20 protein-coding genes are annotated in these 24,089 nt (G+C 60.3%); 2 read left to right on the plus strand and 18 right to left on the minus strand.

Annotation, left to right across the window (positions count from 1 at the left end; all coding sequences use genetic code 11):
• The first annotated feature begins 210 nt into the window (after window positions 1–210).
• Window positions 211–924, plus strand: coding sequence for a hypothetical protein (locus tag HMPREF2749_RS02515; RefSeq protein WP_070593343.1), 714 nt, complete (start codon window positions 211–213; stop codon window positions 922–924).
• A gap of 374 nt (window positions 925–1,298) precedes the next feature.
• Here the strand turns inward: HMPREF2749_RS02515 and nusB are convergent, their stop codons facing one another.
• From nusB to hisS, 18 genes are all read right to left on the minus strand, one after another.
• Complete coding sequence (nusB, locus tag HMPREF2749_RS02520; RefSeq protein WP_005505934.1) at window positions 1,299–1,709, minus strand: transcription antitermination factor NusB; 411 nt, start codon at window positions 1,707–1,709, stop codon at window positions 1,299–1,301.
• Window positions 1,709–2,272, minus strand: coding sequence for an elongation factor P (gene efp, locus HMPREF2749_RS02525; RefSeq protein WP_005505932.1), 564 nt, complete (start codon window positions 2,270–2,272; stop codon window positions 1,709–1,711). The genes nusB and efp overlap by 1 nt, the downstream gene beginning before the upstream one ends.
• Before the next feature lie 200 nt (window positions 2,273–2,472).
• Window positions 2,473–3,603 carry a 3-dehydroquinate synthase gene (gene aroB, locus HMPREF2749_RS02530; RefSeq protein ID WP_070593344.1) on the minus strand — a complete coding sequence of 377 codons (1,131 nt, stop codon included), beginning with the start codon at window positions 3,601–3,603 and terminating at the stop codon, window positions 2,473–2,475.
• A 25-nt stretch (window positions 3,604–3,628) separates the two neighbouring features.
• Window positions 3,629–5,146, minus strand: coding sequence for a shikimate kinase (locus tag HMPREF2749_RS02535; protein WP_070593345.1), 1,518 nt, complete (start codon window positions 5,144–5,146; stop codon window positions 3,629–3,631).
• Window positions 5,146–6,363: a chorismate synthase gene (gene aroC / locus HMPREF2749_RS02540; RefSeq protein ID WP_070593346.1), complete on the minus strand. Its 1,218-nt coding sequence runs from the start codon at window positions 6,361–6,363 to the stop codon at window positions 5,146–5,148. The genes HMPREF2749_RS02535 and aroC overlap by 1 nt, the downstream gene beginning before the upstream one ends.
• 119 nt (window positions 6,364–6,482) lie before the next feature.
• Window positions 6,483–7,418: a shikimate dehydrogenase gene (locus tag HMPREF2749_RS02545; RefSeq protein WP_070593347.1), complete on the minus strand. Its 936-nt coding sequence runs from the start codon at window positions 7,416–7,418 to the stop codon at window positions 6,483–6,485.
• Window positions 7,419–7,650: 232 nt separating this feature from the next.
• On the minus strand, window positions 7,651–8,844 hold the full coding sequence (mltG, locus tag HMPREF2749_RS02550) for an endolytic transglycosylase MltG (RefSeq protein ID WP_070593348.1): 1,194 nt from the start codon (window positions 8,842–8,844) through the stop codon (window positions 7,651–7,653).
• Window positions 8,841–9,404 (minus strand): Holliday junction resolvase RuvX, encoded by a 564-nt coding sequence (gene ruvX / locus HMPREF2749_RS02555; protein ID WP_070543592.1) that lies wholly within the window; start codon window positions 9,402–9,404, stop codon window positions 8,841–8,843. The genes mltG and ruvX overlap by 4 nt, the downstream gene beginning before the upstream one ends.
• Before the next feature lie 2 nt (window positions 9,405–9,406).
• Window positions 9,407–12,094 (minus strand): alanine--tRNA ligase, encoded by a 2,688-nt coding sequence (alaS, locus tag HMPREF2749_RS02560; protein ID WP_070593349.1) that lies wholly within the window; start codon window positions 12,092–12,094, stop codon window positions 9,407–9,409.
• A gap of 132 nt (window positions 12,095–12,226) precedes the next feature.
• On the minus strand, window positions 12,227–12,721 hold the full coding sequence (locus HMPREF2749_RS02565; protein WP_005508736.1) for a hypothetical protein: 495 nt from the start codon (window positions 12,719–12,721) through the stop codon (window positions 12,227–12,229).
• A complete protein-coding gene (locus HMPREF2749_RS02570; RefSeq protein WP_012903480.1) occupies window positions 12,721–13,158 on the minus strand; it encodes a DUF948 domain-containing protein in 438 nt (145 codons plus the stop codon). The genes HMPREF2749_RS02565 and HMPREF2749_RS02570 overlap by 1 nt, the downstream gene beginning before the upstream one ends.
• Before the next feature lie 305 nt (window positions 13,159–13,463).
• Window positions 13,464–14,096, minus strand: coding sequence for a 30S ribosomal protein S4 (gene rpsD, locus HMPREF2749_RS02575; protein ID WP_005505914.1), 633 nt, complete (start codon window positions 14,094–14,096; stop codon window positions 13,464–13,466).
• A gap of 708 nt (window positions 14,097–14,804) precedes the next feature.
• Window positions 14,805–16,319, minus strand: coding sequence for a replication-associated recombination protein A (locus HMPREF2749_RS02580; RefSeq protein ID WP_070593350.1), 1,515 nt, complete (start codon window positions 16,317–16,319; stop codon window positions 14,805–14,807).
• Between the two features lie 182 nt (window positions 16,320–16,501).
• Complete coding sequence (dtd, locus tag HMPREF2749_RS02585) at window positions 16,502–16,936, minus strand: D-aminoacyl-tRNA deacylase (RefSeq protein WP_070593351.1); 435 nt, start codon at window positions 16,934–16,936, stop codon at window positions 16,502–16,504.
• 154 nt (window positions 16,937–17,090) lie between these two features.
• On the minus strand, window positions 17,091–17,576 hold the full coding sequence (locus HMPREF2749_RS02590) for a P-loop NTPase family protein (RefSeq protein ID WP_070593352.1): 486 nt from the start codon (window positions 17,574–17,576) through the stop codon (window positions 17,091–17,093).
• Between the two features lie 192 nt (window positions 17,577–17,768).
• Window positions 17,769–19,541, minus strand: a complete 1,773-nt coding sequence (gene aspS / locus HMPREF2749_RS02595) for an aspartate--tRNA ligase (protein ID WP_044150411.1) — start codon at window positions 19,539–19,541, stop codon at window positions 17,769–17,771.
• A gap of 270 nt (window positions 19,542–19,811) precedes the next feature.
• On the minus strand, window positions 19,812–20,273 hold the full coding sequence (locus tag HMPREF2749_RS09375; RefSeq protein ID WP_239662322.1) for an endonuclease domain-containing protein: 462 nt from the start codon (window positions 20,271–20,273) through the stop codon (window positions 19,812–19,814).
• An 812-nt stretch (window positions 20,274–21,085) separates the two neighbouring features.
• Complete coding sequence (gene hisS, locus HMPREF2749_RS02605; RefSeq protein ID WP_049350086.1) at window positions 21,086–22,447, minus strand: histidine--tRNA ligase; 1,362 nt, start codon at window positions 22,445–22,447, stop codon at window positions 21,086–21,088.
• Window positions 22,448–22,749: 302 nt separating this feature from the next.
• Between hisS and HMPREF2749_RS02610 the strand changes: the two genes are divergently transcribed.
• The gene (locus HMPREF2749_RS02610) at window positions 22,750–24,018 is read left to right on the plus strand and encodes a DUF349 domain-containing protein (protein WP_070593353.1); all 1,269 of its coding nucleotides are present in this window, start codon (window positions 22,750–22,752) and stop codon (window positions 24,016–24,018) included.
• Window positions 24,019–24,089: the final 71 nt, after the last annotated feature.

Consider the following 24,089-nt stretch of genomic DNA (forward strand, 5'->3'; position numbering starts at 1 on the left):
GGGAAACAGGATGAGGCATATGCTGAGTCCCTAACCTGCACTGCAATGAATGGAAAATCGATAAAATGAACAAATAATACGCTGGGGTGTGTGCTCCGTGGATATATGTTAGGGTAATGGCATCAACCGATAACATTCCGCTGAATTCCACACGTTGTTGTATGGATAATTCTGCGGTTTACACAACCACACACCAGAAAAGAACTAACAATGATGTTTAACCGTAGTTCTATTGCCGCGCTTTCTGCGGCAATGATGCTCACCCTGTCCGCTTGTTCCGGCGGCGTGCAGGTCAGCGCAGAATCGAGCACTTCAACTTCCGCAAGCGCTGAAGCTTCTGCAACTGCCACTCCTTCGCCCACCCCGACCGGTCCGTCTGGCTCCGAAATCGTAATGATTCACGCAAGCATGGGCGTGAACAATGATTCTCCGGAAGCCGCTGAGGTAACTGAAAAGACTGCACTCATCGCATTTGAGCAGCATCAGCGCCTCTGGAATGCCTGGAGGCACGGAAATGTGGAACACACCAGTGATGAAGAACTGACGCGATACGCGCACGCAAACACTCTTGAAAAGCTGAGGGAGACCGTGAAGGAATTTCAAGAGCTTTCACAGGAGATTTCCCCGGAAGGCGACATTATCTTCCGTGACGTCAAGACAAAGCTAATTTACGGAAGCAGCAACGAGGACGGCACTGTCGAGCCCAATACCGGTGTGATTCTCCGCTACTGTGAAGACTGGAGCGATCTTCGGGGGCCCAAGGGCGAGAAATTTAAGGACCCTCAGCTAACGCAAGAAATTATTTTTATTCGCCGTGCCGAAGACGACGCATTCGTTGTTGCTGACATAAGGACCACACATATTGGTTGTGGTAGCGAAGCAATTCCGGCAGACAAGGCGACCGCATCCGCTCAAAGCGAGTAGTCATACTAAACGAGGCGCATACCGGACACGCAGGGCGGGGGCTCCGTCCTCAAGGCGCTCAGCGCCGCAGAGGGGGCACTCCCCCGCCCGCGTTGTCCGGTGAAGCCTCGACTGTTGCCGCCTACCCTACCCACGGGCTCCGATGAAACCTCAACTGTTGCTAACAAACCCTGCGAGCGCATCCGCACCCAATACGGAACCCCACGCAGAACTGCACCAACCAAACGCAACCTAGACACAGAAAACCCCCGCCGTCCTGTAGCGAACTACAGCACGGCGGGGGTTTCACGTACGCTCCCCTGCGGGCACATCCTCAACAGCAGCAAGCAACCAACCAACCATAAAAGCTGGAGGGCAGGCCGCGGCGGGACGTCTTACGCGAGCAGGGTCGGCTTCACCTGACGGAGCTTATCCAGCAGACCGTTCACGAACTTCGGAGATTCATTCGTGGACAGCACACGCGCCAGACCGACAGCCTCAGAAATTGCGACAGCATCCGGAACTTCGTCATTGTACAGAAGCTCCCACGTGCCAATACGCAGCACGGCACGGTCCACGGCGGGCATACGCTCGAAGGACCAGTCACGGGCGTAAGTCTCCACAAACTCGCGAATCTCTTCGTCGTGGTCGCGGACGCCACGAATGATTTCCTCAGAGTAAGCAGAAATCTGCGCTACCGTGTACAGTCGGCGGCGGCGGAGTACCTCAATATAATCTTCGTTGCGCTGATCCGCCTCGAAGAGCACTTCGAGGGCGCGCAATCGGGCTTTCGTACGCGAATTCATTAGTCGTTCACGCGACCGAGGTACTCACCGGTGCGGGTATCAACCTTGACCTTGGTGCCGGTCTCCAGGAACAGGGGAACCTGGATCTCGTAGCCGGTCTCAACGGTTGCGGGCTTGGTGCCGCCGGTGGAGCGGTCACCCTGCAGGCCGGGCTCGGTGTAGGTGATTTCGAGGACCACGGATGCGGGCAGCTCGATGTACAGGGGGCTACCCTCGTGCATTGCGATGGTTGCGGTCTGGGACTCGAGCATGTAGTTTGCTGCGTCGCCGACAACGGTTGCGGGAACGTTGATCTGGTCGTAGGTCTTCATGTCCATGAAGACGTAGTCGTCGCCGTCCTGGTACAGGTACTGGTAGTCGGAGCGGTCAACGGTTGCGGTTTCGATCTTAGCGCCAGCGTTGAAGGTACGGTCGACGACCTTGCCGGAGGTAACGTTGCGCAGCTTGGTGCGGACGAATGCGCCACCCTTACCGGGCTTAACGTGCTGGAACTCAACGACGGACCAGAGGTTGCCGTCAATCTTCAGGACGGCGCCGTTCTTAATATCGGTAGTGGATGCCATGGGGCTCTCCTTCGTGTCATCGACGCTCACGCCGTAGTGGTACCCGGCGAGGCGCTAAGTTTTCAATGAGCAAAAATATGTCCCGTACATTCTACAGGATGCGCACGAGTTTGCCTAGCAGGGGCGCCACAGTTTTTCTGTGGCACCCCGCCCGGCTGCCGCATGCTGGTGTGCGTGGCGGTGATTGTACGGACTCACGCCTACTCGGAGATGATCTCCTGGTAGGTCATGTACAGGATCGAGTCGTCCGGCACCTCGTAGACGCGCGGGCGAGCCAAACCGTCAAGAATAATGAAGCGCAGCAGGTTGCCGCGTGCCTTCTTGTCGCGGCGCATTGCTTCGAGCAGCTGGGGCCATGCGTCTGCCTTGTAGGAGGTGGGCAGGCCCAGGGATTCGAGGATGTGGCGGGTGCGTGCCACGAGTTCTTCGTCGGCGTGGCCGGTTGCCAGCGCCAGTTCGGCGGCGTAGACCATGCCGACGGACACTGCCGCGCCGTGACGCCACTGGTAGCGTTCGTTGCGCTCGATGGCGTGGGCGAGGGTGTGGCCGTAGTTCAGGATTTCGCGGCGGCCGGATTCGCGCAGGTCCTCGGAGACGACCTCCGCCTTCACGCGTACGCTGCGTTCAATGAGTTCACGCATCACGGCGGACTGCGAGTCGCGTACGGCGTCCGGGTTCGCCTCGATCAGGTCAAGGATTTCGGGGTCTGCGATGAAGCCGCACTTGACGACCTCACCCATGCCGGTCAGCAGCTCATGTTCAGGCAGGGTGCGCAGGGTACCGATTTCGCAGAGCACCGCTGCGGGCGGCCAGAACGCGCCGACCAGGTTCTTACCTTCGGCGGTGTTGATGCCGGTCTTACCGCCCACGGCAGCGTCCACCATGCCGAGCAGGGTGGTCGGAATGTGAATAACGCGCACGCCGCGCAGCCAGGTTGCCGCGACGAAGCCGGCAACGTCGGTAATAGCGCCGCCGCCCACGGAGATGATCGCGTCGGTGCGGGTGAAGTCGTTCTGACCGAGCACCTGCCAGCAGAACGCCGCCACCTGGTAGTGCTTCGCTTCCTCAGCGTCCGGGATTTCGGCGCTGAACGATTCGTAGCCCATGGCGCGCAGGTCTTCCATGACCAGCTCACCGGTGGAACGCAGGGCACGCGGGTGAATCACGAGCACCTTCTTGGCGCGGTTGCCCAGAATTTCGGGGATTTTACCGAGCAGGTTGTGGCCGATGAGAACCTCATAGTTCTCACGCGGGGAACTGCCGGTCACCGGGATGCGGGTAATATCTTCCGCGCCGGAGGCACCGAAAGTGGGGGTGGGCTGAGTGCTCATCATGTGTCCTTTCACAGGTGAGGGGTTATGCTTGGGGGCGCTGCGCGCGGGAGGTGCGGGTTGCGGTCACGTACGCCTGGATTTTGGCGGTCATCTCGGTGATGGGGCGGCCGCCTCGTGCGTCCAGGGTGAAGTGCGCCAGCTCTTCGTATCGGCTGCGGCGGCGCTCAAAAATTTCGGTCCACCGCTCGACCGGGTTCGGCTGCAGCAGCGGGCGGGTCTTGTTGCCGGTAATGCGCGGGGTGACGGTGTCAGCATCAACGAGGATGTACACCACGCATTCGTCCTTGAGCAGCTCCGCGACCGAGTCGGTCATGGGCGCGCCACCGCCCAGGGAGAACACCGTGTTGCGGTACACGGGCGAGGTGAGGACCTCTTCGATGGTTTTGCGTTCGAGCTCGCGGAAGTACGCCTCACCGAAAATTTCGAAGATTTCGGAGACTTCGCCGTAGCGTTCAACGATGAGCTGGTCGGCGTCGAGGAACTCGTAGCCGTAGAAACGCGCCAGGTGCGTACCGATGTAGGTCTTACCTGCCGCCATGGGGCCGATGAGCACGATGGGTCGGGAGCGTTCCGCGAAGTTCTCGTGCATTTCACGCACCTGCTGCGGGTGGATGCGAGCGCCGGCGGACTCGTCTTCTGCGAGCACCTCTGCGGGGACGGTGAGCTCTGCGGGTGCCACAGATTCAGCCGGGATTGCGGGCAGTTCGGAAGCGTCGAGGGGCGTCTCCCCCGCCAGGCTCTCTTCTTCCGCGGCGGGTGCAACGGGTGTTGCAGATACTGCGGGTGCGGCAACCTGAACCTTGCCGAACAGCGCCGGGGTCGGACGAACCGGCTTGGTGGGTTCAGCCGCGGGCACAGCTACAGGATGTGCAGGTGCGGCTACGGGAGCAGAAGCGGTAGCACTCTCCCCCTCCGCTTCTGCAGGCTGAGCCTGCTTCGGAGGTGCCGGCTTAGGCACAGTCGGCTTGGGCGCAACGACTACTGACGGCGCGGCCGGTTTTGGAGCTGCGGGCTTGGGTGCTTCCGCCTTCGCGGGTTCCCTGCGGGGTTCCTCTTCAGCGGTGCCCATGCCCTGCAGGGCGCTGAGCAGCTTCAGGCGCAGGTCCTCGTCCAGGCCGAGCGCCGGGTCGGCGTCCTCAGACACCGAGGAGGCGTACAGGCGCACACCCTGCGTGCTCGCCGTAGTAGCGGCGGCGGGCAGGGGGCGGGTGCCAGAACGCATCAGGTCAGCGGGGGTGGGCACGCGAGAAGCCGGGCGGGAAGAAGCCTCACGCGCAACAGCCTCATGAGCCTCCGCACCCGAAACCTCAACACCCGATGCCTCAACAGACTGCTCAGCCGCAACAGATACGCCGGGTTCCGCACCGGATTCTGCGCCGGGTTCCGGGCGCGGCGAAGCGCCCCCTCGCGCACGCTGCGTTGCCGCAGCAATACGCGCAAGGGGGCTCGAAGCGACCGGGCGAACACCCTGCTCCACAGAAACCTCCCCGGACCCGCGACCCTTCGCGCCGCGGCCCTCAGACTCCGCCGGAAGGGGCACTACGCGTCCCAACCGGCAACGTTAGACTCCCACGCCAGAGACGCCGGAATGGCGTCCAGGTAGGAATCCATGTTGCGGCGAGTCTCACCAATCGAGTCGCCGCCAAACTTCTCCAGTGCCGCCTCGGCGAGCACCAGGGCGACCATGGCCTCCGCCACCACGCCGGCGGCGGGAACGGCACACACGTCCGAACGCTGGTGGTGGGCGCGTGCCTCTTCACCGGTGGAAGTGTCAATGGTCTTCAGGGCCTTCGGCACGGTCGCAATGGGCTTCATTGCCGCGCGCACACGCAGCAGGTCGCCAATGCTCATGCCGCCCTCAATACCACCTGCACGGTTGGTATCGCGGGTTACGCCGTTTTCGCCAATGGAAATCTCGTCGTGAGCGGCAGTGCCCGGGCGGTCAGCGGTCGCGAAACCGTCACCAACCTCAACGCCCTTAATAGCCTGAATACCCATCAGCGCTGCGGCAAGGCGCGCATCCAGGCGGCGGTCCCAGTGCACGTACGAACCCAGTCCGGGAGGCATACCGTACGCGAGCACCTCAACCACACCGCCGAGAGTCTCGCCGTCCTTGTGTGCCTCGTCCACACGCTGAACCATCGCCTCGGAGGTAGCCTTATCGAAGCAGCGCAGCGGGTCAGCGTCCAGCTGATCAACGTTGCGCGGCGAAGGTACCGGGGCACCCTCGGGAGCGTGCACGCCACCCACAGCCACGGTGTGAGAAACCAGCTCAACACCCAAAGCCTTCAAAATCTGTGCGGCAACCACACCAAGCGCCACGCGGGTCGCAGTCTCACGAGCGGAGGCGCGCTCCAGCACCGGGCGAGCCTCAGAGAAGTTGTACTTCTGCATACCCGCAAAATCGGCGTGACCGGGGCGCGGACGAGTCAGCGCAGCGTTACGCGCACGACCCTCAATCAGCTTCGGATCCACCGGATCGGAGCTCATCACGTCAGTCCACTTGGGCCACTCGGTGTTCGCAATCTCAATCGCGACCGGGCCGCCCTGAGTCAGGCCGTGACGCACACCGCCCAGGATGCGCACGCGGTCCTCCTCGAACTTCATGCGGGCACCGCGGCCGTAGCCGAGGCGGCGGCGAGCCAGGGCGTCACGCACCATGTCGCTGGTGAGTTCCACACCGGCGGGTACGCCCTCAATAATGCCGACGAGCGCCTCGCCGTGGGATTCTCCGGCAGTGAGCCAACGCAGAGCCATAGGTTAACCTCTTTTCATCGCACCCGCACCGCAGCGCAGGAGGAAGGAATAATAATTCTTCACGTGTATAAATAGTGTATAAAATGCCTGTTTACTGAGCGAGTGAAAGCACGCTTTTTTCACGAAACGGAAGCACGAAGCGGAAGACCAACCGCCGCGCACATCGCATTCACCAAACCCAGCAGTTCACCCTCAGACAGGGCGCGGTCAGTAAAAAGCAGAACCTGCTCCACCGCCTGATAGAGCAGCATCTCCAAACCAGAAACCACCGTGCCGCCGTTCGCCTCCCAAGCGCTCGCCAGCACCGAAGGCCACGGGTTATACGCAACATCGAGCAGTACCGGCCGGTGCGTTGCGGAGGCGCCCTTCAGCCCGCTCAGCTGGCTCGCCCACTCATCCGCCGCATGGGCAGGAAGAGTAGACACCACCGGGTGATGACCGCGCTCCGCAAGATTCTGCGGCAAATCAGCCAGGGAAACCTGCTCCAGCTGAACGCCCAGGCGGTCCGCCGCCTCCTGCACGCTACCGAGCTTATGCAACGAACGGGCGTACACGCTCACACGGGAGTACCCCAGCTGATGCAGTGCGGTCAGGGCGGAAATAGCGGTCGCTCCCCCACCCACAATCGCGGCAGAATCCTTAAGCGGCTGCGGCTCCAAACCGGCGTGGCGCAGCGCGTTCACAATGCCGATCACGTCCGTGTTATCGCCCAGCACCTTCTCACCGCGCGGATACACCGTGTTCACCGCACCGGTCACGCGGGCAGTCTCACTCAGCTCATCGCAATACTGAATGACCGCGGTCTTCAACGGCATCGTCACCGACAGACCCGCAATATACGGGGCGTCCTCCGTACCGTCCGGGTGGCGTACACCGTGCATAATCTCCGGCAAATCATCGGGCAGAGTATCGCGGCGATCATAACCCAAATTCTGCTCACCCAAAAAGTCATACGCGGCACGATGCAGTGCAGGCGACAGCGAATGCGCAATCGGGTGCCCCAGCACGTAGGCGCGGCGAAGATACGGGGCCTCACGGTACGGTTCAGTCTTCATCGATAGATACTCTTTCGCTCTCAACGCTGGGGAACGCTCTCAACACTTGGGGCTTGCGGACACGCACGCCACGAACCCAAGTTCATAGGCGCACTCTACCCATTTTAAGGGACAAACCAATATTCAGGTATAGCAAAGGCGGGCACCTCCCCCACTCTCGTGGAGGCGGTACCCGCCTCAGCAAGGAACCTTCAGTCCAAAGCTACCGAATCATAGCTACCGGCTAAACCGATTAGCTACAACGGTTCGGGTGCTTAGAACACCACTGGTTGTACTCTTCAACATAACGCTGGTGCTCAGCGTAAGTACGGGAGTACTTAGTCTCACCGGAGTCCAGGTCCACAGTCACCCAGTAGTAGTACGGGTTTTTCTCAGGAGCCGCGGCAGCCTTAATCGAAGCCAGCTGCGGGGAACCAATCGGACCCTTCGGAAGACCCTTATTCGCATAAGTGTTGTACTTATTGCTCTTATCGGCCTTCTGCTCTTCAGTCAGGTGGTACGAGCGGACACCCAGACCGTAAGTCACGGTCGCATCCGACTGAATCAGACCCGAGGTCTCACCATCGGGGTTGTTCAGACGGTTCTCAATGATGCCTGCAACCGCCACGTAGTCCTTCGGCTGAGCCTCAAGCTCCACGATGGAGGCGATGGTCAGCACCTCAAAGGTCTTCTGGTCGCCGCTCACGCCGGCTTCCTTCAGGTCAGCCTTGGTCTTATCAACCATGGTCTGAATGACCTTCTTGATGTCGGTGTCCTTCGGGAAGCGGTACTCGCCCGGGTGCAGCCAACCCTCAATCGAGGGGAAGTTGCTCGGCACACCGTACTGGGTGTAGTTGCTGACCGCGTCCTCAACCTGCTTGCGGGTGAACGCACCATCGGAGCCAGAAACAATCAAATCGATGGTCTCGCTCACGCGCTTACCCTGCGGAATCGCCAGGTACAGTACGTTGCTGTTCGCCTCGATAATGGTCGTAATCGCGCTCGAGCTGCTCATGTGCTGCTGCAGTTCGTAGGTGCCAGGCTGCAGGTACTTGCCCTTGCTCTCCTTGGTGTACACCTCGACGAACTTATCAGCATCAGCAATAACGCCCGCCGCCTCAAGCTCCTGCGCCACCTGCGCGGTGGACTGGCCAGAACGAATCGTGAACGTCACGGTCGTGCCGTTACCGCCACCCGAGTAGTCACGAGTCTTGAACGGGTCGTAGCGAGTAATCAGGGCACCAGAAATGATGACCAGAGCCACGACAAACAGGGAAATTGCGCTCAGCAAAACGGCGTGGCGGCGGCGCTTACGCGCACGCAACGTAGCCACCGACACGATTTCCTGTTCCATCGTGATGCCGGTGATGCCCTTACGTTCATCCTCGGCTGTCGGCCTAAAGAGGTCGAGCCCGCTCTCTTCGGGATGTTTATTATGTTCGGTCACTGAAGGTTCTCCGTTTCGTTGACGGCACCGACCGTGGTCCCTTCTGACTCGGACGGTCGGTTTTCTTCGTGGGCCGGATCGCTCACCTTGTACCCGGCTACGGACTGCCCCGCCTTGAGGGCATCCAGACTGTACTGCAAAATGTTCACAGCCGCCACCTGGTCAACCATAGTCTTGAAATCTCGGCTGGAAACCCCAGCCTCGTGCAGTGCACGGTGAGCGCTCACGGTGGTGAGTCGCTCATCCACCAGCCAAATGTTAATGTGTGTTTTGTCTTCGGCATCCAGCTCGGAGCGCAGAGCCTGAGCGTACTCCCGAGCCATTTCCGTGGAGGGAGAATCCCCACCACGCATGGTCTTCGGAAGCCCGACGAAAACCTCCACCACCTCGTTCACCTCAATCAGCTTACGCAAAACACGGCGGTCAGAGTTCTTCTTCGCGTCGCGGCGCAGCGTCTTGAGCGGGGTGGCGAGGATACCATCGGGGTCGCTGAGGGCGGTGCCGACGCGGGCGTTACCCACATCGACACCCATCCGCACTCCGCGCTGGAATTCTGCCATGTTTAGGCCTGAGCCTGTGCGATAGCGTCGCGGACAGCGTCCAGTGCAGCACCAATCTTGGATGCGTCCTGGCCACCACCCTGAGCGACGTCGTCCTTACCGCCGCCACCGCCGCCGAGAACACCGGCAGCGACGCGGACCAGAGCGCCAGCCTTCACGCCAGCCTCACGAGCACCCTCGTTGGTTGCCACCAGGACGACGGGGCGGCCATTAGCCACACCCACCACGGCGACAACAGCGGCCTCGGAACCGAAGCGCGAACGCAGGTCCAGAGCTAGGTCACGAACGCCGTTAGCGTCCAGTTCGCCAGCGTCATGCGCCAGAACGCGAACAGAACCGATGGTCTGTGCATTCTCCAGCAGCTTGCCAGCCTCAGCCTGCAGCTTCTCTCGGCGCAGCTGAGCCAGCTCCTTCTCAGCAGCCTTCAGCTTAGCCAGAGTCTGGTTAATCTTCTCGGGCAGATCAGCGGAGGACTGAACCTTCATCAGGCCGGTCAGCTGGTTCACCAGGGTACGCTCAGCAGCCAGGTGGTTGAAGGAGTCCAAACCCACCAGAGCCTCAACACGGCGGTTACCGGAGCCAACAGAGCCCTCGGTCAGCAGGGTCAGGGAGCCAATCTCAGCGGACGAACCAACGTGGGTACCACCGCACAGCTCGCGGGAGAACTCGCCGCCGATTTCAACAACACGCACCACGTCGCCGTACTTCTCGCCGAAGAGGCTCATAGCGCCCAGAGCCTTAGCCTCAGCCAGCGGCATCTCACGGGTAATCACCTCGTGGTTATCGCGGATCGCGAGGTTAGCAACCTCTTCAACCTCACGCTTAGCGGACTCGGACAGACCCTCGCCCCACGCGAAGTCAAAACGCAGGTAGCCTTCCTTGTTGAAAGAGCCACGCTGAGTAGCCTCGTTGCCGAGCACCTGGTGCAGGGCAGCGTGAATGATGTGGGTACCGGAGTGTGCCTTCTCACCGTCGCGGCGGCGCTGAACGTCAACCTGTGCCACAACATCGGCACCGACGTGAACCTCGCCCTCACGCACAACGGCGCGGTGAACGCTCAGGCCCTTCACGGGCTGCTGAACGTCCTGAACGTCAATGATGAAGCCGTTACCGGTAATGACACCGGTATCAGCTGCCTGGCCACCAGCCTCCGCGTAGAACGGAGTCTCATCCAGGACAACCTCAATCTTGTCGCCAGCCTTAGCGGCGGGAACCGACACGCCGTCCACCAGGATCGCGCGCAGCTTAGTCTCAGTACGCAGCTCGGTGTAACCGGTGAAGATGGAGCCACGCTCGTCCACGAGCTTACGCAGCTCGGACAGGTCAGCGAACGCACCCTTCTTCGCCTTAGCGTCAGCCTGCGCACGGTGACGCTGCTCAGCCATCAGCTCACGGAAAGCCTTCTCATCAACCTTCACGCCAGCCTCAGCAGCCATCTCCAGGGTCAGGTCAATCGGGAAGCCGTAGGTGTCGTGCAGAGCAAACGCCTCAGCACCAGAAACAGCGTTGGAGCCGTCCTTCTTAGCTGCCGCAACAGCCTCTTCCAGACGCTCAGTACCGGTCTCAATGGTGTGCAGGAACGCCTTCTCCTCAGCGTACGCAATACGGGAAATACGCTCGAAGTCGTCAGCAACGTACGGGAACGCACCCTTCATCGCATCACGCGAAGCCGGGAACAGCACGGGCAGGCAGGGCTCAGTAACGCCCAGCAGACGCATCGCACGGATAGCGCGGCGCATCAGACGGCGCAGAATGTAGCCGCGACCCTCGTTGGAGGGGGTCACGCCATCAGCAATCAGCATCAGCGAGGAACGGATGTGGTCAGCCACCACGCGCATACGCACGTCATCCTCGTAGCCCTCGTCCTCAGCAGACTCAGAGCCGTGGTACTTCTTACCGGACAGTTTAGAAGCAGCGTCCAGAACGGGGCGGACCTGGTCGGTCTCGTAGAAGTTCTCAACACCCTGCAGCAGCATGGCAAGACGCTCAACGCCCAGACCGGTATCGATGTTCTTCTTCGGCAAATCACCCAGAATCTCGAAGTCATCCTTACCGATGCCCTCGCCACGCTGGTACTGCATGAACACAAGGTTCCAAATCTCAATGTAACGGTCGTCGTCAGCCGCCGGGCCGCCTTCCTTACCGTACGCGGGGCCACGGTCGTAGAAGATCTCCGAGTCGGGGCCTGCGGGGCCGGGCTGACCGGTGGACCAGTAGTTTTCCTTCATGCCCATACGCTGAATACGCTCAGCCGGGAAGCCCACCTTGTTGTGCCAAATGTCGAAAGCCTCATCGTCACCCTCATAAATGGTGACCCACAGGCGCTCCGGATCCAGGCCGAAACCGCCCTTATCCTGAGGGGTGGTCAGCAGCTCGTAAGCGAAAGGAATAGCCTGCTCCTTGAAGTAATCACCAAACGAGAAGTTACCAGCCATCTGGAAGAAGGTACCGTGACGCGCAGTCTTACCGACCTCTTCAATGTCCAAGGTGCGGATGCACTTCTGCACGCTGGTCGCGCGGGAGAACGGAGGGGTCTCACGGCCCAGGAAGTAGGGAATGAACGGCACCATACCGGCGATGGTGAACATAGCGCCGGGCTCGTTCGAAATCAGCGATGCCGAAGGCACCACAGTATGGCCGCGGGAAGCGAAGAAATCGATCCAACGCTTAGAAATCTCCTGTGAGAGCATCTCGTTCCTTAGAGTAATCTGTGCGAAATTCTAAATTAGTCTACTGACCTATGGTGCCTGCCCGAGAGCAAAATGGCTAATCGAGCCAGTCTCGTACCGTGGTTTACGGGCGAAAACACCATCTTTTAAAACCTAGTTGAAGAAGCCGTCACCGAGCTGACGGTCACGCGCAATACGCTGCTCACGCGCTCGCTTCTGAGCCTCTTCCAAAGAGGCAATCTCAGCCTCCACCTCAATGAGTTCACGCTCAGCCAGGCGGCGGTTCGTGGACTCAATCTCAGCCGAGCTCATCTGGCGGTCCCACGTATCCAGGGAGCCAGGACGCAGATCCTGCTTCTGGCGCTCCACCTTAGCGTTGAGCTCCATCTCCTTCTCCTGCATGCCTTCACGCACGCGGGCGGCGAACTCAACAGCACGCAACGCATACGGCTGCAGGGGCTTGCCAATCGGCGAATCGAAGAACTTTCCCATCTGAGACTCCGGGTTGAGGGCAAGCTCACCATGCTCACGCATGAGCAGGGCGCTGCCGGGGGTACGCTGAGCAGGTTCGGAGGCGGCACGCCTGGAAGCGAAGTAACCAACCGCCGCGCCGGCGCCAAGCAGAAGAGCTGAACGAAGCAGACCCATTAGTTTTCACCGCCTGCAGAGTAAGAGGACTGTGCCGAACCGTACTGGCCGCCAGCGTGGGTGTTGCCAGCGGTGCCGTGTGCATCGCCGGTCTTACCGCCGCGGAACGCCTGACGCACACCGTACGAGAAGGACGCAACCTTAATCAGCGGCTGACCCACAGTCGAGGTCACCAGCGAGGACAGCGCAGAAACGTTCGCGGACGCATCCGAAACGTTCGAGGTGATGTCGTCAACCTTCTCCAGCTGCTCATTGGTGGTCACCACAGTACGGGTCACCTCTTCAATGAGAGGGCCGGTGCTCTGGTTCAGCGAACGAATCGTCACGATAAGCTCATCAAACACCTTAGTCAGGCGAATAATGGGTAGCGCAAGAAGAGCCACCAGAATCGCAAAAACTCCTGCTGCAATCAGGCCCGCAATATCTCCGCCGGTCATCTATAACCCCATTCCGCTCAATGCATGATGCTTATCAATAGTCGTACAAAGCTGGACGCCACCGTGGCGCGCAGCCGGATCGTGCATACAGTTCAGGACTGTATACACAGCTCAATCCCCTATTTTAGTCGAAAAATCCTTCAAGCGCCCCCTAAACTCTCATGAAACTCCCAGCGACGGAAGATTCACAGGTTCCGCAGCGCCACAGCCCTGTAGTGTATAAGCCCCAAAAACCCGCGCGTTAAACGGGAACAACCCGCCCCCACCGAACGGTGCAGGACGGGTTGCTTCTCGAAAAATCGAGATTATGCCAGACGCGAGTAGTACTCAACGACCAGCTGCTCGTCGCAGATCACGGGGATCTCTTCGCGCTTGGGCTTGCGCTCAAGCTTTGCGTGCAGCTTCTCGATCTCAACGTTCAGGTATGCGGGAACCTCGGGCAGAACTGCCTGGTGCTCGCCTGCAGCCGCAGCCTGGAAGGGGGTGGTCTTCTCAGCCTTGGGGTGAACGTGGATCAGCTGGCCGGGCTTGACGTGGAACGAGGGGCGGTCCACGCGAACGCCGTCAACCATGATGTGACGGTGAACAACCATCTGACGTGCCTGTGCAATGGTGCGGGCGAAGCCTGCACGCAGAACCAGAGCGTCGAGGCGGGTCTCGAGCAGCTCGACCATGTTCTTACCGGTCTGGCCCTCGGTACGCTTTGCCTCGAGGTATGCGCGGCGCATCTGTGCCTCGCGGATGTTGTACTGAGCGCGCAGACGCTGCTTTTCCTTCAGCTGGGTAGCGTAGTTGGAGTCAGCCTTCTTGCGGGCACGGCCGTGCTGGCCGGGGCCGTAAGGACGACGCTCGAGGTACTTTTCTGCCTTCGGGGTCAGTGCAATGCCCAGGGCACGGGACTGACGCACGGTACGGCGGGTGCGGTTGTGCTTAGCCACAATCTACCTTTCTATGTGAGGCTCCTGCACCCTCACGGGTGGGGCCTCGGTCTGTTGAATACTGGCCTCCTCGGTTGACCCCGCCGGGATCCGTACGCGACCGATTCGGTCGTTGCTGTACGGCGGTGGGGCGGAGAGCTCGGGGCAGAGTACCCCGCAGCTACATTACTGACACCCGCACGGAAGCGGGCATAGTAATTGCCAGACCCGTCAAGCTTACCGGATGCACCCGGGCTTTACCAGCCTTTTGGGAAATCTTTGGTTCAAATCACTGTGCGTGTGGGTTTTTGATGCATACCCACACGACCCCCACAGGAATTATTTATGCCAGTCAGAGCTATTTAGGCGCGACTTCCCCGAAAAATTGCGGCACTAAGATGTTGGATTGTAATCATTTCGTTATTTTTAACCTGTGTCTTTATGGGAAATAGCTTGAACCACGCCCCCATATCGCCTAGACTAGAGACCATAACAAGCTTGGCGTCCGCCCTTCCGGGAAGGCGGACAGCCAAGACGTCTATCACAACTCAAAACTCTGACGCGGTGCGCAGTACTACCGAGGTACTACGCACCGCTTTCTGTTTGCTCACTATCTGGCGCGGCCGTTTCATGTGGCTAGCTCGCGCGGCTGGCTTGCCCGCCGAGGCGCGCCACTCCCCCGGTGGTCAGCAGTCAAAATAGTAGGTATCTCGATGGGAGCCGCGTATGCTAACGGGTCGTATCCTGCACCGGAGCCGCATCCAAAATACGGCGAATACGCTCACGACGCTCCGTCAACGTACGCTCAAAACCATGCTGAGTCGGCTCATAATACACCGTGCCACGCAGAGTATCCGGCAGGTACTGCTGCGCCGCCACATGCCCCGGCTCATCATGCGCATACACATACCCCACGCCGTGACCAAACTGCTTAGCCCCCGCATAATGACCATCACGCAAATGCACCGGAACCTGACCCGAAGCACCCGCACGCACATCCGCAATCGCGCGGTTAATCGCGTTATACGCCGCATTCGACTTCGGCGCGAGCGCACAATATATCACCGCCTGCGAGAGGATAATGCGCGCCTCCGGCATGCCCACCAGCGCCACCGACTGCGCCGCAGCCGTCGCCACCTGCAACGCCTGCGGATCAGCCAGGCCAATATCCTCACTCGCTAAAATCATGATGCGACGAGCCACAAAACGCGGATCCTCGCCGCCCTCCAGCATGCGCGCCAGGTAGTGCACCGCGGCGTCCGCGTCAGAGCCGCGCATGGACTTAATGAACGCACTCACCACGTCATAATGCTGATCGCCCGAACGGTCGTAGCGGATCGCGGCGCGGTCCACCGCCTCCGTAGCATGCGCCAGGGTGATGCGCACGGGCGCGGCAGGTTCGGCCTCTTCGGCACCGGTTTCTGCGGGGCCGGTTTCTGCAGGGGCATTTCCCGCAGCTTCAGCCTCGCTAAAGGCAATCGCAGCCGCCGCCTCCAGGGAGGTCAGGGAGCGGCGAGCGTCGCCTCCCGAAACCGCGGCGAGGTGGGCGCGCGCATCCGCGTCAATGACCGCCGCACCATCAAAACCGCGCGGATCAGCCAACGCACGGTCAATCAGCTGCTCAATATCGGACTGCTCCAGCGAATGAACCCGCAACAGCAGCGAGCGCGAGAGCAGCGGCGAAATAATGCTGAACGACGGGTTCTCCGTCGTAGCCGCCACCAGAATCACCCAGCGGTTCTCCACACCGGGCAGGAGCGCATCCTGCTGAGCCTTCGTAAAACGGTGAATCTCGTCCAGGAAAAGCACGGTGGTCGTGCCGTACATGTCACGGTCGAGCAGTGCCTGATCCATGACTGCGCGCACATCCTTCACACCCGCAGTAATCGCCGAAAGCTCCACGAACTTACGACCCGGCGCACGCGCAATCACATGCGCCAGGGTGGTCTTACCCGTACCCGGCGGGCCGTAGAGAATGACCGAGGACGGGCCAGCCGGGCCGGTGTTCTCCCCCGCCAACACGCGCAGAGGCGCACCCGGAGTCAGCAGATGCTCCTGGCCGAGAACCTCATCAATCGTGCGCGGACGCATACGCACCGCCAACGGCGCACGCGACGCCGAACGGGAAGAGTGCGCACGCGGCGCCGAGGCACGCGAGGAGGCGGGCTCCTCAGCGGGCGCACCAATCAGGCTCACGCGGTCCCCGTCATCGGGCAACTCAAGATCAAAGAGGGAATCAGCCATAGTCTTACTCTATCGTTTCACAGGCTTGAGGTGGGCGCGGGGTGCGGATTTAGCTCGCGGCGTGAAGCCACATGGGTTTTCGATGGGGTTTCGATAGGTTAGTGTCTTCGCCGTGGGTTTTAAACCCCGGGGCAAGGCTTTAAACCTCGGGGCAATCCACTAACCTATCGAAAGCACCGCTTTTAGAGGGTCTCACTATCGAGAATCAGGGTCACCGGGCCGTCATTGACCAGCTCCACCTGCATGTCCGCGCCGAACACGCCGGTCTCCACGTGCAGGCCACGCTCACGCAGCGCCTGAACATAGTCGTTGAACAGCGGCTCACTCACCGCGCCGGGCGCAGCGGCAGACCAGGAGGGGCGGCGGCCCTTCTTCGCATCCCCGTACAGGGTGAACTGGCTAACCGCCAGCACGGGTGCGCCCTCATCGAGCAGGGACTTCTCCCCCTCCATCAGGCGCAGGTTCGCGGTCTTATCGGCAAGCTTCGCAACCTGCGCCGCACCGTCACCGTGCGTGATACCGACCAGCACCAGGTAGCCGGGCTGCTCAATCGCGCCGACCGTCTCACCCGCCACGCGCACCGCTGCGCGGGTCACACGCTGAATAACTACTCGCATCGTTCACCTTTCAACTGGGTTCATCTTTCAACTTGGAGCCGGCCTTCACCGAGCTCATATATCTCTTTCGACACCACACTCGGTAGCCGTTTTAGAGGCGGCTGTTTTAGACGCGGCTGGTTTAGGGGGAGCCGCAGTTCTAGAGGCAGTCGCCTCAGAGCACGCCGCGCAGCTGCACTGCACGCAAAAACTGGTTCGCCGCCCGCGGGGTACGAAACTCAATAAAACGCTTCTGCAGATGCTGCCCGCGAGCCTCCGCCAACAACTCCCCTACGTGCGGGTAGCTCCTCCACGTGTACCGAATCATGTTGTCCGGGTCGCGCAGAATATTCTTCAGCGGCGGCTCCACATTATCAGCCCACAGCCTCTGACCCGTCACCGCACGGCTATAGCGCAAGTAAATCACCACATCCGCACGCTCCAGCAGACGGCCGCGCACCTGCGGATACTGCCACTCCGTAATCCACGCAGGCCGCTCAATGAGCGTCTGAACATCCGCCTCAAAACTAGGGCGCGGAGTCCAGTTCGGACCCCAATGCAACGAGTCCATCTCCGTATGCGGAATGTCCAGGAGGCGCCCCAACCGCGCCGCGAACGTCGTCTTACCGCTACCGCTCGGGCCGGCAATCAGAATACGCATGCTCCCCTCCCCCTTTGGTTAGTACACAAATCGGCACGCACGCCAGTTGATACAAAAGGTGGGCTGCGACCCTGCACCAGCAGAATACACAGCCCACCCTCAACGGCGACCCCGGCACAACTCAACGCCCGCCGGGTTCACGCCGCACAGGCCCACACCCCTACGGGGCGCACGACCAAAGACTAGAGAAGATTACTCCTCGTCCTTCTTCTTCGGCTTGAAATCAACGCCAGCTTCCTTACGCTGCTCCGGAGTAATCGGTGCAGGAGCCGCAGTCAGCGGATCAAAACCGTTACCGGTCTTCGGGAACGCAATAACCTCGCGGATCGAATCAACGCCAGCCAGCAGAGACACAATACGGTCCCAACCGAATGCAATACCACCCATGGGCGGCGCGCCGTACTTGAACGCATCCAGCAGGAAGCCGAACTTCTCCTGAGCCTCTTCCTCACCAATGCCCATCACAGCGAACACGCGTTCCTGCACGTCACGGCGGTGAATACGGATCGAACCGCCACCAATCTCGTTACCGTTGCAGACAATGTCGTAAGCGTACGCCAGAGCCGAACCCGGGTCAGTGTCGAAAGTATCCATGAACTCGGGCTTCGGGGAGGTGAACGCGTGGTGCACGGCAGTCCACGCGGAGTGACCCAGAGCCACGTCACCGGACTCAGTAGCCTCAGCAGAAGACTCAAACATGGGAGCGTCAACAACCCACACGAAAGACCACTCGCCGTCCTTAATCAGGCCGGTACGGTGACCAATCTCAACACGAGCAGCACCCAGCAGTGCACGGGAAGCCTTAGCCTCGCCAGCAGCGAAGAAGATGCAGTCGCCGGGCTTCGCGCCGGTAGCCTCAGCCAGGCCAGCACGCTCAGCGTCAGTGATGTTCTTAGCAACCGGACCGGTCAGCTCGCCATCCTCCTGAATGAGGACGTAAGCCAGGCCCTTAGCGCCACGCTGCTTAGCCCACTCCTGCCAAGCGTCCAGAGTACGGCGAGGCTGAGAAGCACCACCGGGCATCACAACAGCACCCACGTAAGGAGCCTTGAACACGCGGAAAGTGGTGTCCTTGAAGTACTCGGTCAGCTCGGTCAGCTCCAGGCCAAAACGCAGGTCAGGCTTGTCCGAACCGTACTTCTCCATCGCATCCTTGTAGGTCATGCGCTGAATCGGGCGGGGAACCTTCACATCAATCAGGTTCCACACAGCCTCAACGATGCGCTCGCCCAGCTCAATGATGTCTTCCTGATCAACGAACGACGCCTCAATGTCCAGCTGAGTGAACTCAGGCTGACGGTCCGCACGGAAATCCTCATCACGGTAGCAGCGAGCAATCTGGTAGTACTTCTCAATACCGCCCACCTGCAGCAGCTGCTTGAACAGCTGCGGGGACTGCGGCAGAGCATACCAAGAACCCGGAGCCAGACGAGCCGGCACCAGGAAGTCACGCGCACCCTCAGGGGTCGAACGGGTCAGGGTCGGGGTCTCAACCTCAATGTAGCCGTCTTCGGCCAGCAGGTTGCGTGCCGCACGGTTCGCGTCCGAACGCAGGCGCATGATGCGAGCCGGCTCCGGGCGGCGAAGATCCAGGTAGCGGTAGCGCAGGCGCGCCTCCTCACCCACCTCAACGTGCTCGTCAATCTGGAAAGGCAGCGGAGCGGCAGTGTTCAGCACCTCAACGGCGGACACCTCAACCTCAATCTCGCCAGTCGCCAGGTTCGGGTTCTCATTACCCTCCGGGCGCTTAGTCACCAGACCGGTCACACGCAGCACATACTCGTTGCGCAGGTGCTCAAAATCAGCCTCATTGTGGAAAACACACTGGGTGACACCCTCACGGTCACGCAGGTCAACGAAAGCGACACCACCGTGGTCGCGGCGGCGAGCCACCCAACCGGTCAGGGTAACAGTCTCTCCAATATTTGCGGCGGTCAGCTCGCCGTTGGTGTGAGTGCGAAGCACAGACATTCCTTTCATAGCGGGCACCTCACGACTATAGACAGTAGCCGGGTACACGCGGTTGATGATATGCGCACACTGCGTGCGCCTCATATATTGTATCCCCTCCGGGCAGGTCGATGGCGGGTCGGGGCAAGTCAGGGCAGGTCGGGCGCCAGAAAATGGGGTGCGGAGGCGGGGGTGCAGGTTTGTGCCATGGGTTAGTGTCTTCTGTCGTAGTTAAAAACCATGGCAGAAGACACTAACCTATGGTCGAAATTTGTAGCGTTCACCTTACCGCATGAGCAGTCCCCGAAGATGGGTGATGGCTTCCCGCTCTTTCTGAAAAATATCAGCCCAAGTTAGGTGCACGACCGTCCACCCGGTGCGGGTCAGTGCGCGATCGCGGGCTGCCTCGGAGCGATCCCTGCCGGGGTGGTCCACGTATTTCTGTTCGCCGTCAAACTCGAGAATCACCCGCGCCTCGGGCCAGGCGAAGTCCACCCGATAGTTACGACCCTCGCACGAAATCGGGTACTGCGTCATGGGAGTAGGCAACTCATGTTCCATAAGCAGGCATCGGGTGAGGCTCTCACCTGCCGACTCGCTGGATGCATCCACCGCCTGCGCCAGAGTGCGCCCGGAGGAACCGCCGTACCCGGTGAGGTTCAGCAGAGCCTCGATAACTTCGTGGGGTTCCATCAGTCCCCGTCGCATGATGGAGTCGGCGAGGACCACCGCCTCCCGAAAGGGCATAGTGCGAGCGCAATCCTGCAACGTGCGGGCCACCGTTGTCGCCATGACGGGTGTACCGGGTATTGCGGTCACCGCGTTAGGGTCAAAACCTCGCCTGTGCCTGCAGATGCGCCCCCTATCAGACGGACTAGTGGCGGTACTGTACACATGCACGATTGAGGGCGCGTTGAGTACATCTAGCCCCCAGAGTGCAGCTGCTGATGTGTGTGAGAAAACCCCTTGAAGACCCATGAGATGGGCGGCAATGCACCGTACCGCGAGCCGCTCATCGGGGGTGAGCGCCTGGGCATCGCGGGTGTAGATATAGGCTCCTCGCTGAATACGTTGTAGGGTTCCTGCCGCCACCATCGCACGGATATGCCGGGCACTAATACCTCGTGAGTTGAGGATGCGAGGGGTGAGCACGAGAGAGTAAAGCTCGGCTGCACGTGTGATTGGGGGTTGCACGGCTGGGATTCGGGGGTTCAGGATATTTTCGGTATTCATGGCTTTATCCTGGCAGTCTCTGCGAAGTTGTGGGGCCTGTTCGTGAAATCTGTGGATAACTTCGCTGTTTTTAGAGAAATATTCACTATCCACAGGTTTAGGTTGTATCTCAGGATTTTTGTGCCATAGGTTAGTGTCTTCTGCCATGGTTTTTAACTACGACAGAAGTCGCTAAACCATGGCACAAATTCACGTGACCGAAAAGCACACAAAAAACCCGCCTGGCAGGGAGGTCAACATCCTCCCCACCAGGCGGGTACACGTCCATATGCAGGCTTGCAGTGGCCAAATACTCCAGCAGCCAGATATTACGGTATGACAGGTACTTACAGGCCCTCAGCACGCACAATCTGAACGTGCAGGTCCTCAGCCGGCGGCATCCACGAAGCCGGATCAGCAGCAACCTGCTCACCCGAACGGATATCCTTCACCTCGTGAACCGGGGCACCCGACTCATCCGAAGAAATGAACCACACGAACGGAATGCCGCGCTTCTCAGCGTACTTAATCTGCTTACCGAACTTTGCCGCATTCGCAGACACCTCGCAGGCAATACCGCGGGCACGCAGTGCATCCGCAACATCATTCGCAGCAGACCAGCCCTCATCATTCGTCAGAGCCACGAACACAGCCGAAGGCACCTTACGGCTCGCCTGCGCAAAACCCTGCGACAGAATACGAGCCACCACACGAGTCACACCAATCGACAGGCCAACACCCGGGTACGTCTTCTTACCATTCGACGCCAGCGACTCATAACGGCCACCCGAGCAAATCGAACCCAGCGACTCGTGACCAACCAGAACAGTCTCATACACGGTGCCGGTGTAGTAGTCCAGGCCGCGAGCAATCGACAGGTCAGCCAGCACCTTACCCGGCGCACGGCGAGCCGCCTCCTCAATGACCTCAGCCAGCTCAGCAAGACCCTGATCCAGCAGCTCATGCTCCACCGAATACTTAGCCGCAAGCGCACGCACCTGCTCCACAAAAGAAGCATCCTCAGTGCGGATCTGCGCCAGCTCCAGGGCGGCAGCGGCAGCATCCGCGCTCGCACCAGCCTCAGCCTGCAGCTCCTCAGCCACACGCTCAGCGCCAATCTTCTCCAGCTTGTCAATAGAACGCAGAACAGCCGCAGTATCAGTCAAACCCAAGCCCAGGTAGAAACCCTCAGCCAGCTTGCGGTTATTCACACGCAGCTTGAACTCAGGAATCGGCAGCTTCGACAGCGCATCAACAACAACCAGTGCCAAGGTCACGTCGTAACGGAACGGCAGCTCGCCGTCGCCAACCACGTCAATATCAGCCTGAGTGAACTCGCGGGCACGACCCTCCTGCGGACGCTCACCACGCCACACCTTCTGAATCTGGTAACGCGAGAACGGGAAATTCAGATAACCGGCGTTCTCCACCACGTAACGGGCAAACGGCACGGTCAGGTCAAAGTGCAGAGCCAGCTTTTCCTTAGCCTTAGCAGCCTCGTCCTCCTGCAGGCGAGAAATTGCGTACACTTCCTTGTCAATCTCACCCTTGCGCAGCAGCTGCTCAATAGTCTCTACCGAACGAGTCTCAATCGGGGAGAAACCGTGCAACTCAAAAGTCTCACGCAGAGTGTCCAGAACATGATTCTCAACCAACCGCTCAGCCGGAAGATACTCGGGAAAACCAGACAGCGAAGCCTTGCGAGCCATACGCGATACTCCTTGACAAAGAACTCGACAACAAAACCCCGGAACACCTCCGGGCATATCTACCCATCATACCAACACCCACCCCAGCACAGCACCCGCTCCCCCAGCTCACCCGACACAAACCCACGCAAACCCGTAGCCGGCAGGTTCGCCCACAACACAACACGACCAGACACTACTCACACACACCCCACAGAGGCTATGCTTAGGAGGTGCACACGCACACCCAAACGGGTGCCCACCACGGGGAACAGCGCAAAGGCGCCCCACCCCCAGCACCCCCGAGTGAAAGAGTTATAGCGGTGACTACCAAACCCGACGACACTGTAAACCTCGAAAAGGCACGCCAGTACGGCCGCGTCTCCGAGGACGGCCACGTCTTCGTCATTGTCGACGGCGAAGAATACGCCGTAGGCCAGCTGCCCGGCGCCTCCGAAGAAGAAGCGCTCAGCTACTTCGCCCGCAAGTTTGAAAACGTCGAGGCGCAGGTTGCCCTGCTCGAATCCCGCCTCGCCAACAACGCCCCCGCCGCAGACCTGCAGAAGGGCATCACCTCCATCGGTGCACAGATCGGTGTGCGCAACATGGTCGGTGACTACTCCGGCCTGCAGAAGCGCCTCATCGCCCTCGCAGAGCAGATCGCTGAACTCGGCGAAAAGCAGCAGCAGGCACGCACCGAAAACCGTGAACGCGCCCTCGCCGTCCGCGAAGAAATCGTCGCGGAAGCCGAGCAGATCGCCGGCCAGGACCCCGACCAGATCCACTGGAAGAACTCCCACTCCCGCATGAACGAACTGTTCGAAGCGTGGAAGAAGGCACAGCGCGAAATTCACCTGGCAAAGAGCGTAGAGGACGAGCTGTGGAAGCGTTTCCGTGCAGCCCGCACCACCTTCGACCGCAACCGCCGCGCACACTTCTCTCAGCTCGACGACCGCAACGCACGCATCAAGCGCGCCAAGGAAGAACTGATTGCACGCGCGGAAGAGCTGTCGACTTCGACTGACTGGTCTGAGACTTCCCGCGCATACGGCGACCTGATGCGCGCCTGGAAGCAGGTACCCCGCGGCCACCGTCGCGAAGACGACAAGCTGTGGGCACGCTTCCGCGCGGCACAGGACGTGTTCTTCAACGCCCGCAACGAAGCCGAAGCAGCGCAGGACGCAGTCTACGCCGAAAACCTCAAGGTCAAGGAAGCACTGCTCGAAGAAGCACGCGCACTCCTGCCCGTCGAGGACATTGAGGGCGCGAAGGCCGCCTTCGAGAAGATCCTGGACCGCTGGGATGCGGCAGGCCGCGTACCCCGCAACGACCTGCGCCGCGTCGACGGCGAACTGCGCCGTATTCAGGACGAAATCAACGGCGCCGAAGAGGCAAAGTGGAAGCGCAACGACCCCGCCAAGGCGGCACGCGCGAACTCCCTGCTCGCACAGATCGAGGACTCCCTCGCCGAGCTGGAAGCAGAGCTCGCAGCAGCTGAAAAGGGCGGCGACTCCAAGAAGATCGCCAAGGCTAAGGAAGCTCTGGAGGCGCGCCGCGCCTGGGCAGCAACTCTGCAGGGCTTCGGCAACTAGGGTCTAGCAGACGGTCTAAATAACGGTCTAATTAACGCCGAGAAGCCACATGTGTTTCGAAAAGCCACTTC

The sequence above is a fragment of the Rothia sp. HMSC075F09 genome (genome assembly GCF_001810515.1).
GTDB lineage: Bacteria > Actinomycetota > Actinomycetes > Actinomycetales > Micrococcaceae > Rothia.

What these genes read in the sequence shown, in the direction of transcription:
- HMPREF2749_RS02515 (WP_070593343.1), top strand. Translation starts at nt 211, where the DNA reads ATGATGTTTAACCGTAGTTCTATTGCCGCGCTTTCTGCGGCAATGATG.
- nusB (WP_005505934.1), bottom strand. Translation starts at nt 1,709, where the DNA reads ATGAATTCGCGTACGAAAGCCCGATTGCGCGCCCTCGAAGTGCTCTTC.
- efp (WP_005505932.1), bottom strand. Translation starts at nt 2,272, where the DNA reads ATGGCATCCACTACCGATATTAAGAACGGCGCCGTCCTGAAGATTGAC.
- aroB (WP_070593344.1), bottom strand. Translation starts at nt 3,603, where the DNA reads ATGAGCACTCAGCCCACCCCCACTTTCGGTGCCTCCGGCGCGGAAGAT.
- aroC (WP_070593346.1), bottom strand. Translation starts at nt 6,363, where the DNA reads ATGGCTCTGCGTTGGCTCACTGCCGGAGAATCCCACGGCGAGGCGCTC.
- HMPREF2749_RS02545 (WP_070593347.1), bottom strand. Translation starts at nt 7,418, where the DNA reads ATGAAGACTGAACCGTACCGTGAGGCCCCGTATCTTCGCCGCGCCTAC.
- ruvX (WP_070543592.1), bottom strand. Translation starts at nt 9,404, where the DNA reads ATGGCAGAATTCCAGCGCGGAGTGCGGATGGGTGTCGATGTGGGTAAC.
- alaS (WP_070593349.1), bottom strand. Translation starts at nt 12,094, where the DNA reads ATGCTCTCACAGGAGATTTCTAAGCGTTGGATCGATTTCTTCGCTTCC.
- HMPREF2749_RS02565 (WP_005508736.1), bottom strand. Translation starts at nt 12,721, where the DNA reads ATGGGTCTGCTTCGTTCAGCTCTTCTGCTTGGCGCCGGCGCGGCGGTT.
- HMPREF2749_RS02570 (WP_012903480.1), bottom strand. Translation starts at nt 13,158, where the DNA reads ATGACCGGCGGAGATATTGCGGGCCTGATTGCAGCAGGAGTTTTTGCG.
- HMPREF2749_RS02580 (WP_070593350.1), bottom strand. Translation starts at nt 16,319, where the DNA reads ATGGCTGATTCCCTCTTTGATCTTGAGTTGCCCGATGACGGGGACCGC.
- dtd (WP_070593351.1), bottom strand. Translation starts at nt 16,936, where the DNA reads ATGCGAGTAGTTATTCAGCGTGTGACCCGCGCAGCGGTGCGCGTGGCG.
- HMPREF2749_RS02590 (WP_070593352.1), bottom strand. Translation starts at nt 17,576, where the DNA reads ATGCGTATTCTGATTGCCGGCCCGAGCGGTAGCGGTAAGACGACGTTC.
- HMPREF2749_RS09375 (WP_239662322.1), bottom strand. Translation starts at nt 20,273, where the DNA reads ATGCCCTTTCGGGAGGCGGTGGTCCTCGCCGACTCCATCATGCGACGG.
- hisS (WP_049350086.1), bottom strand. Translation starts at nt 22,447, where the DNA reads ATGGCTCGCAAGGCTTCGCTGTCTGGTTTTCCCGAGTATCTTCCGGCT.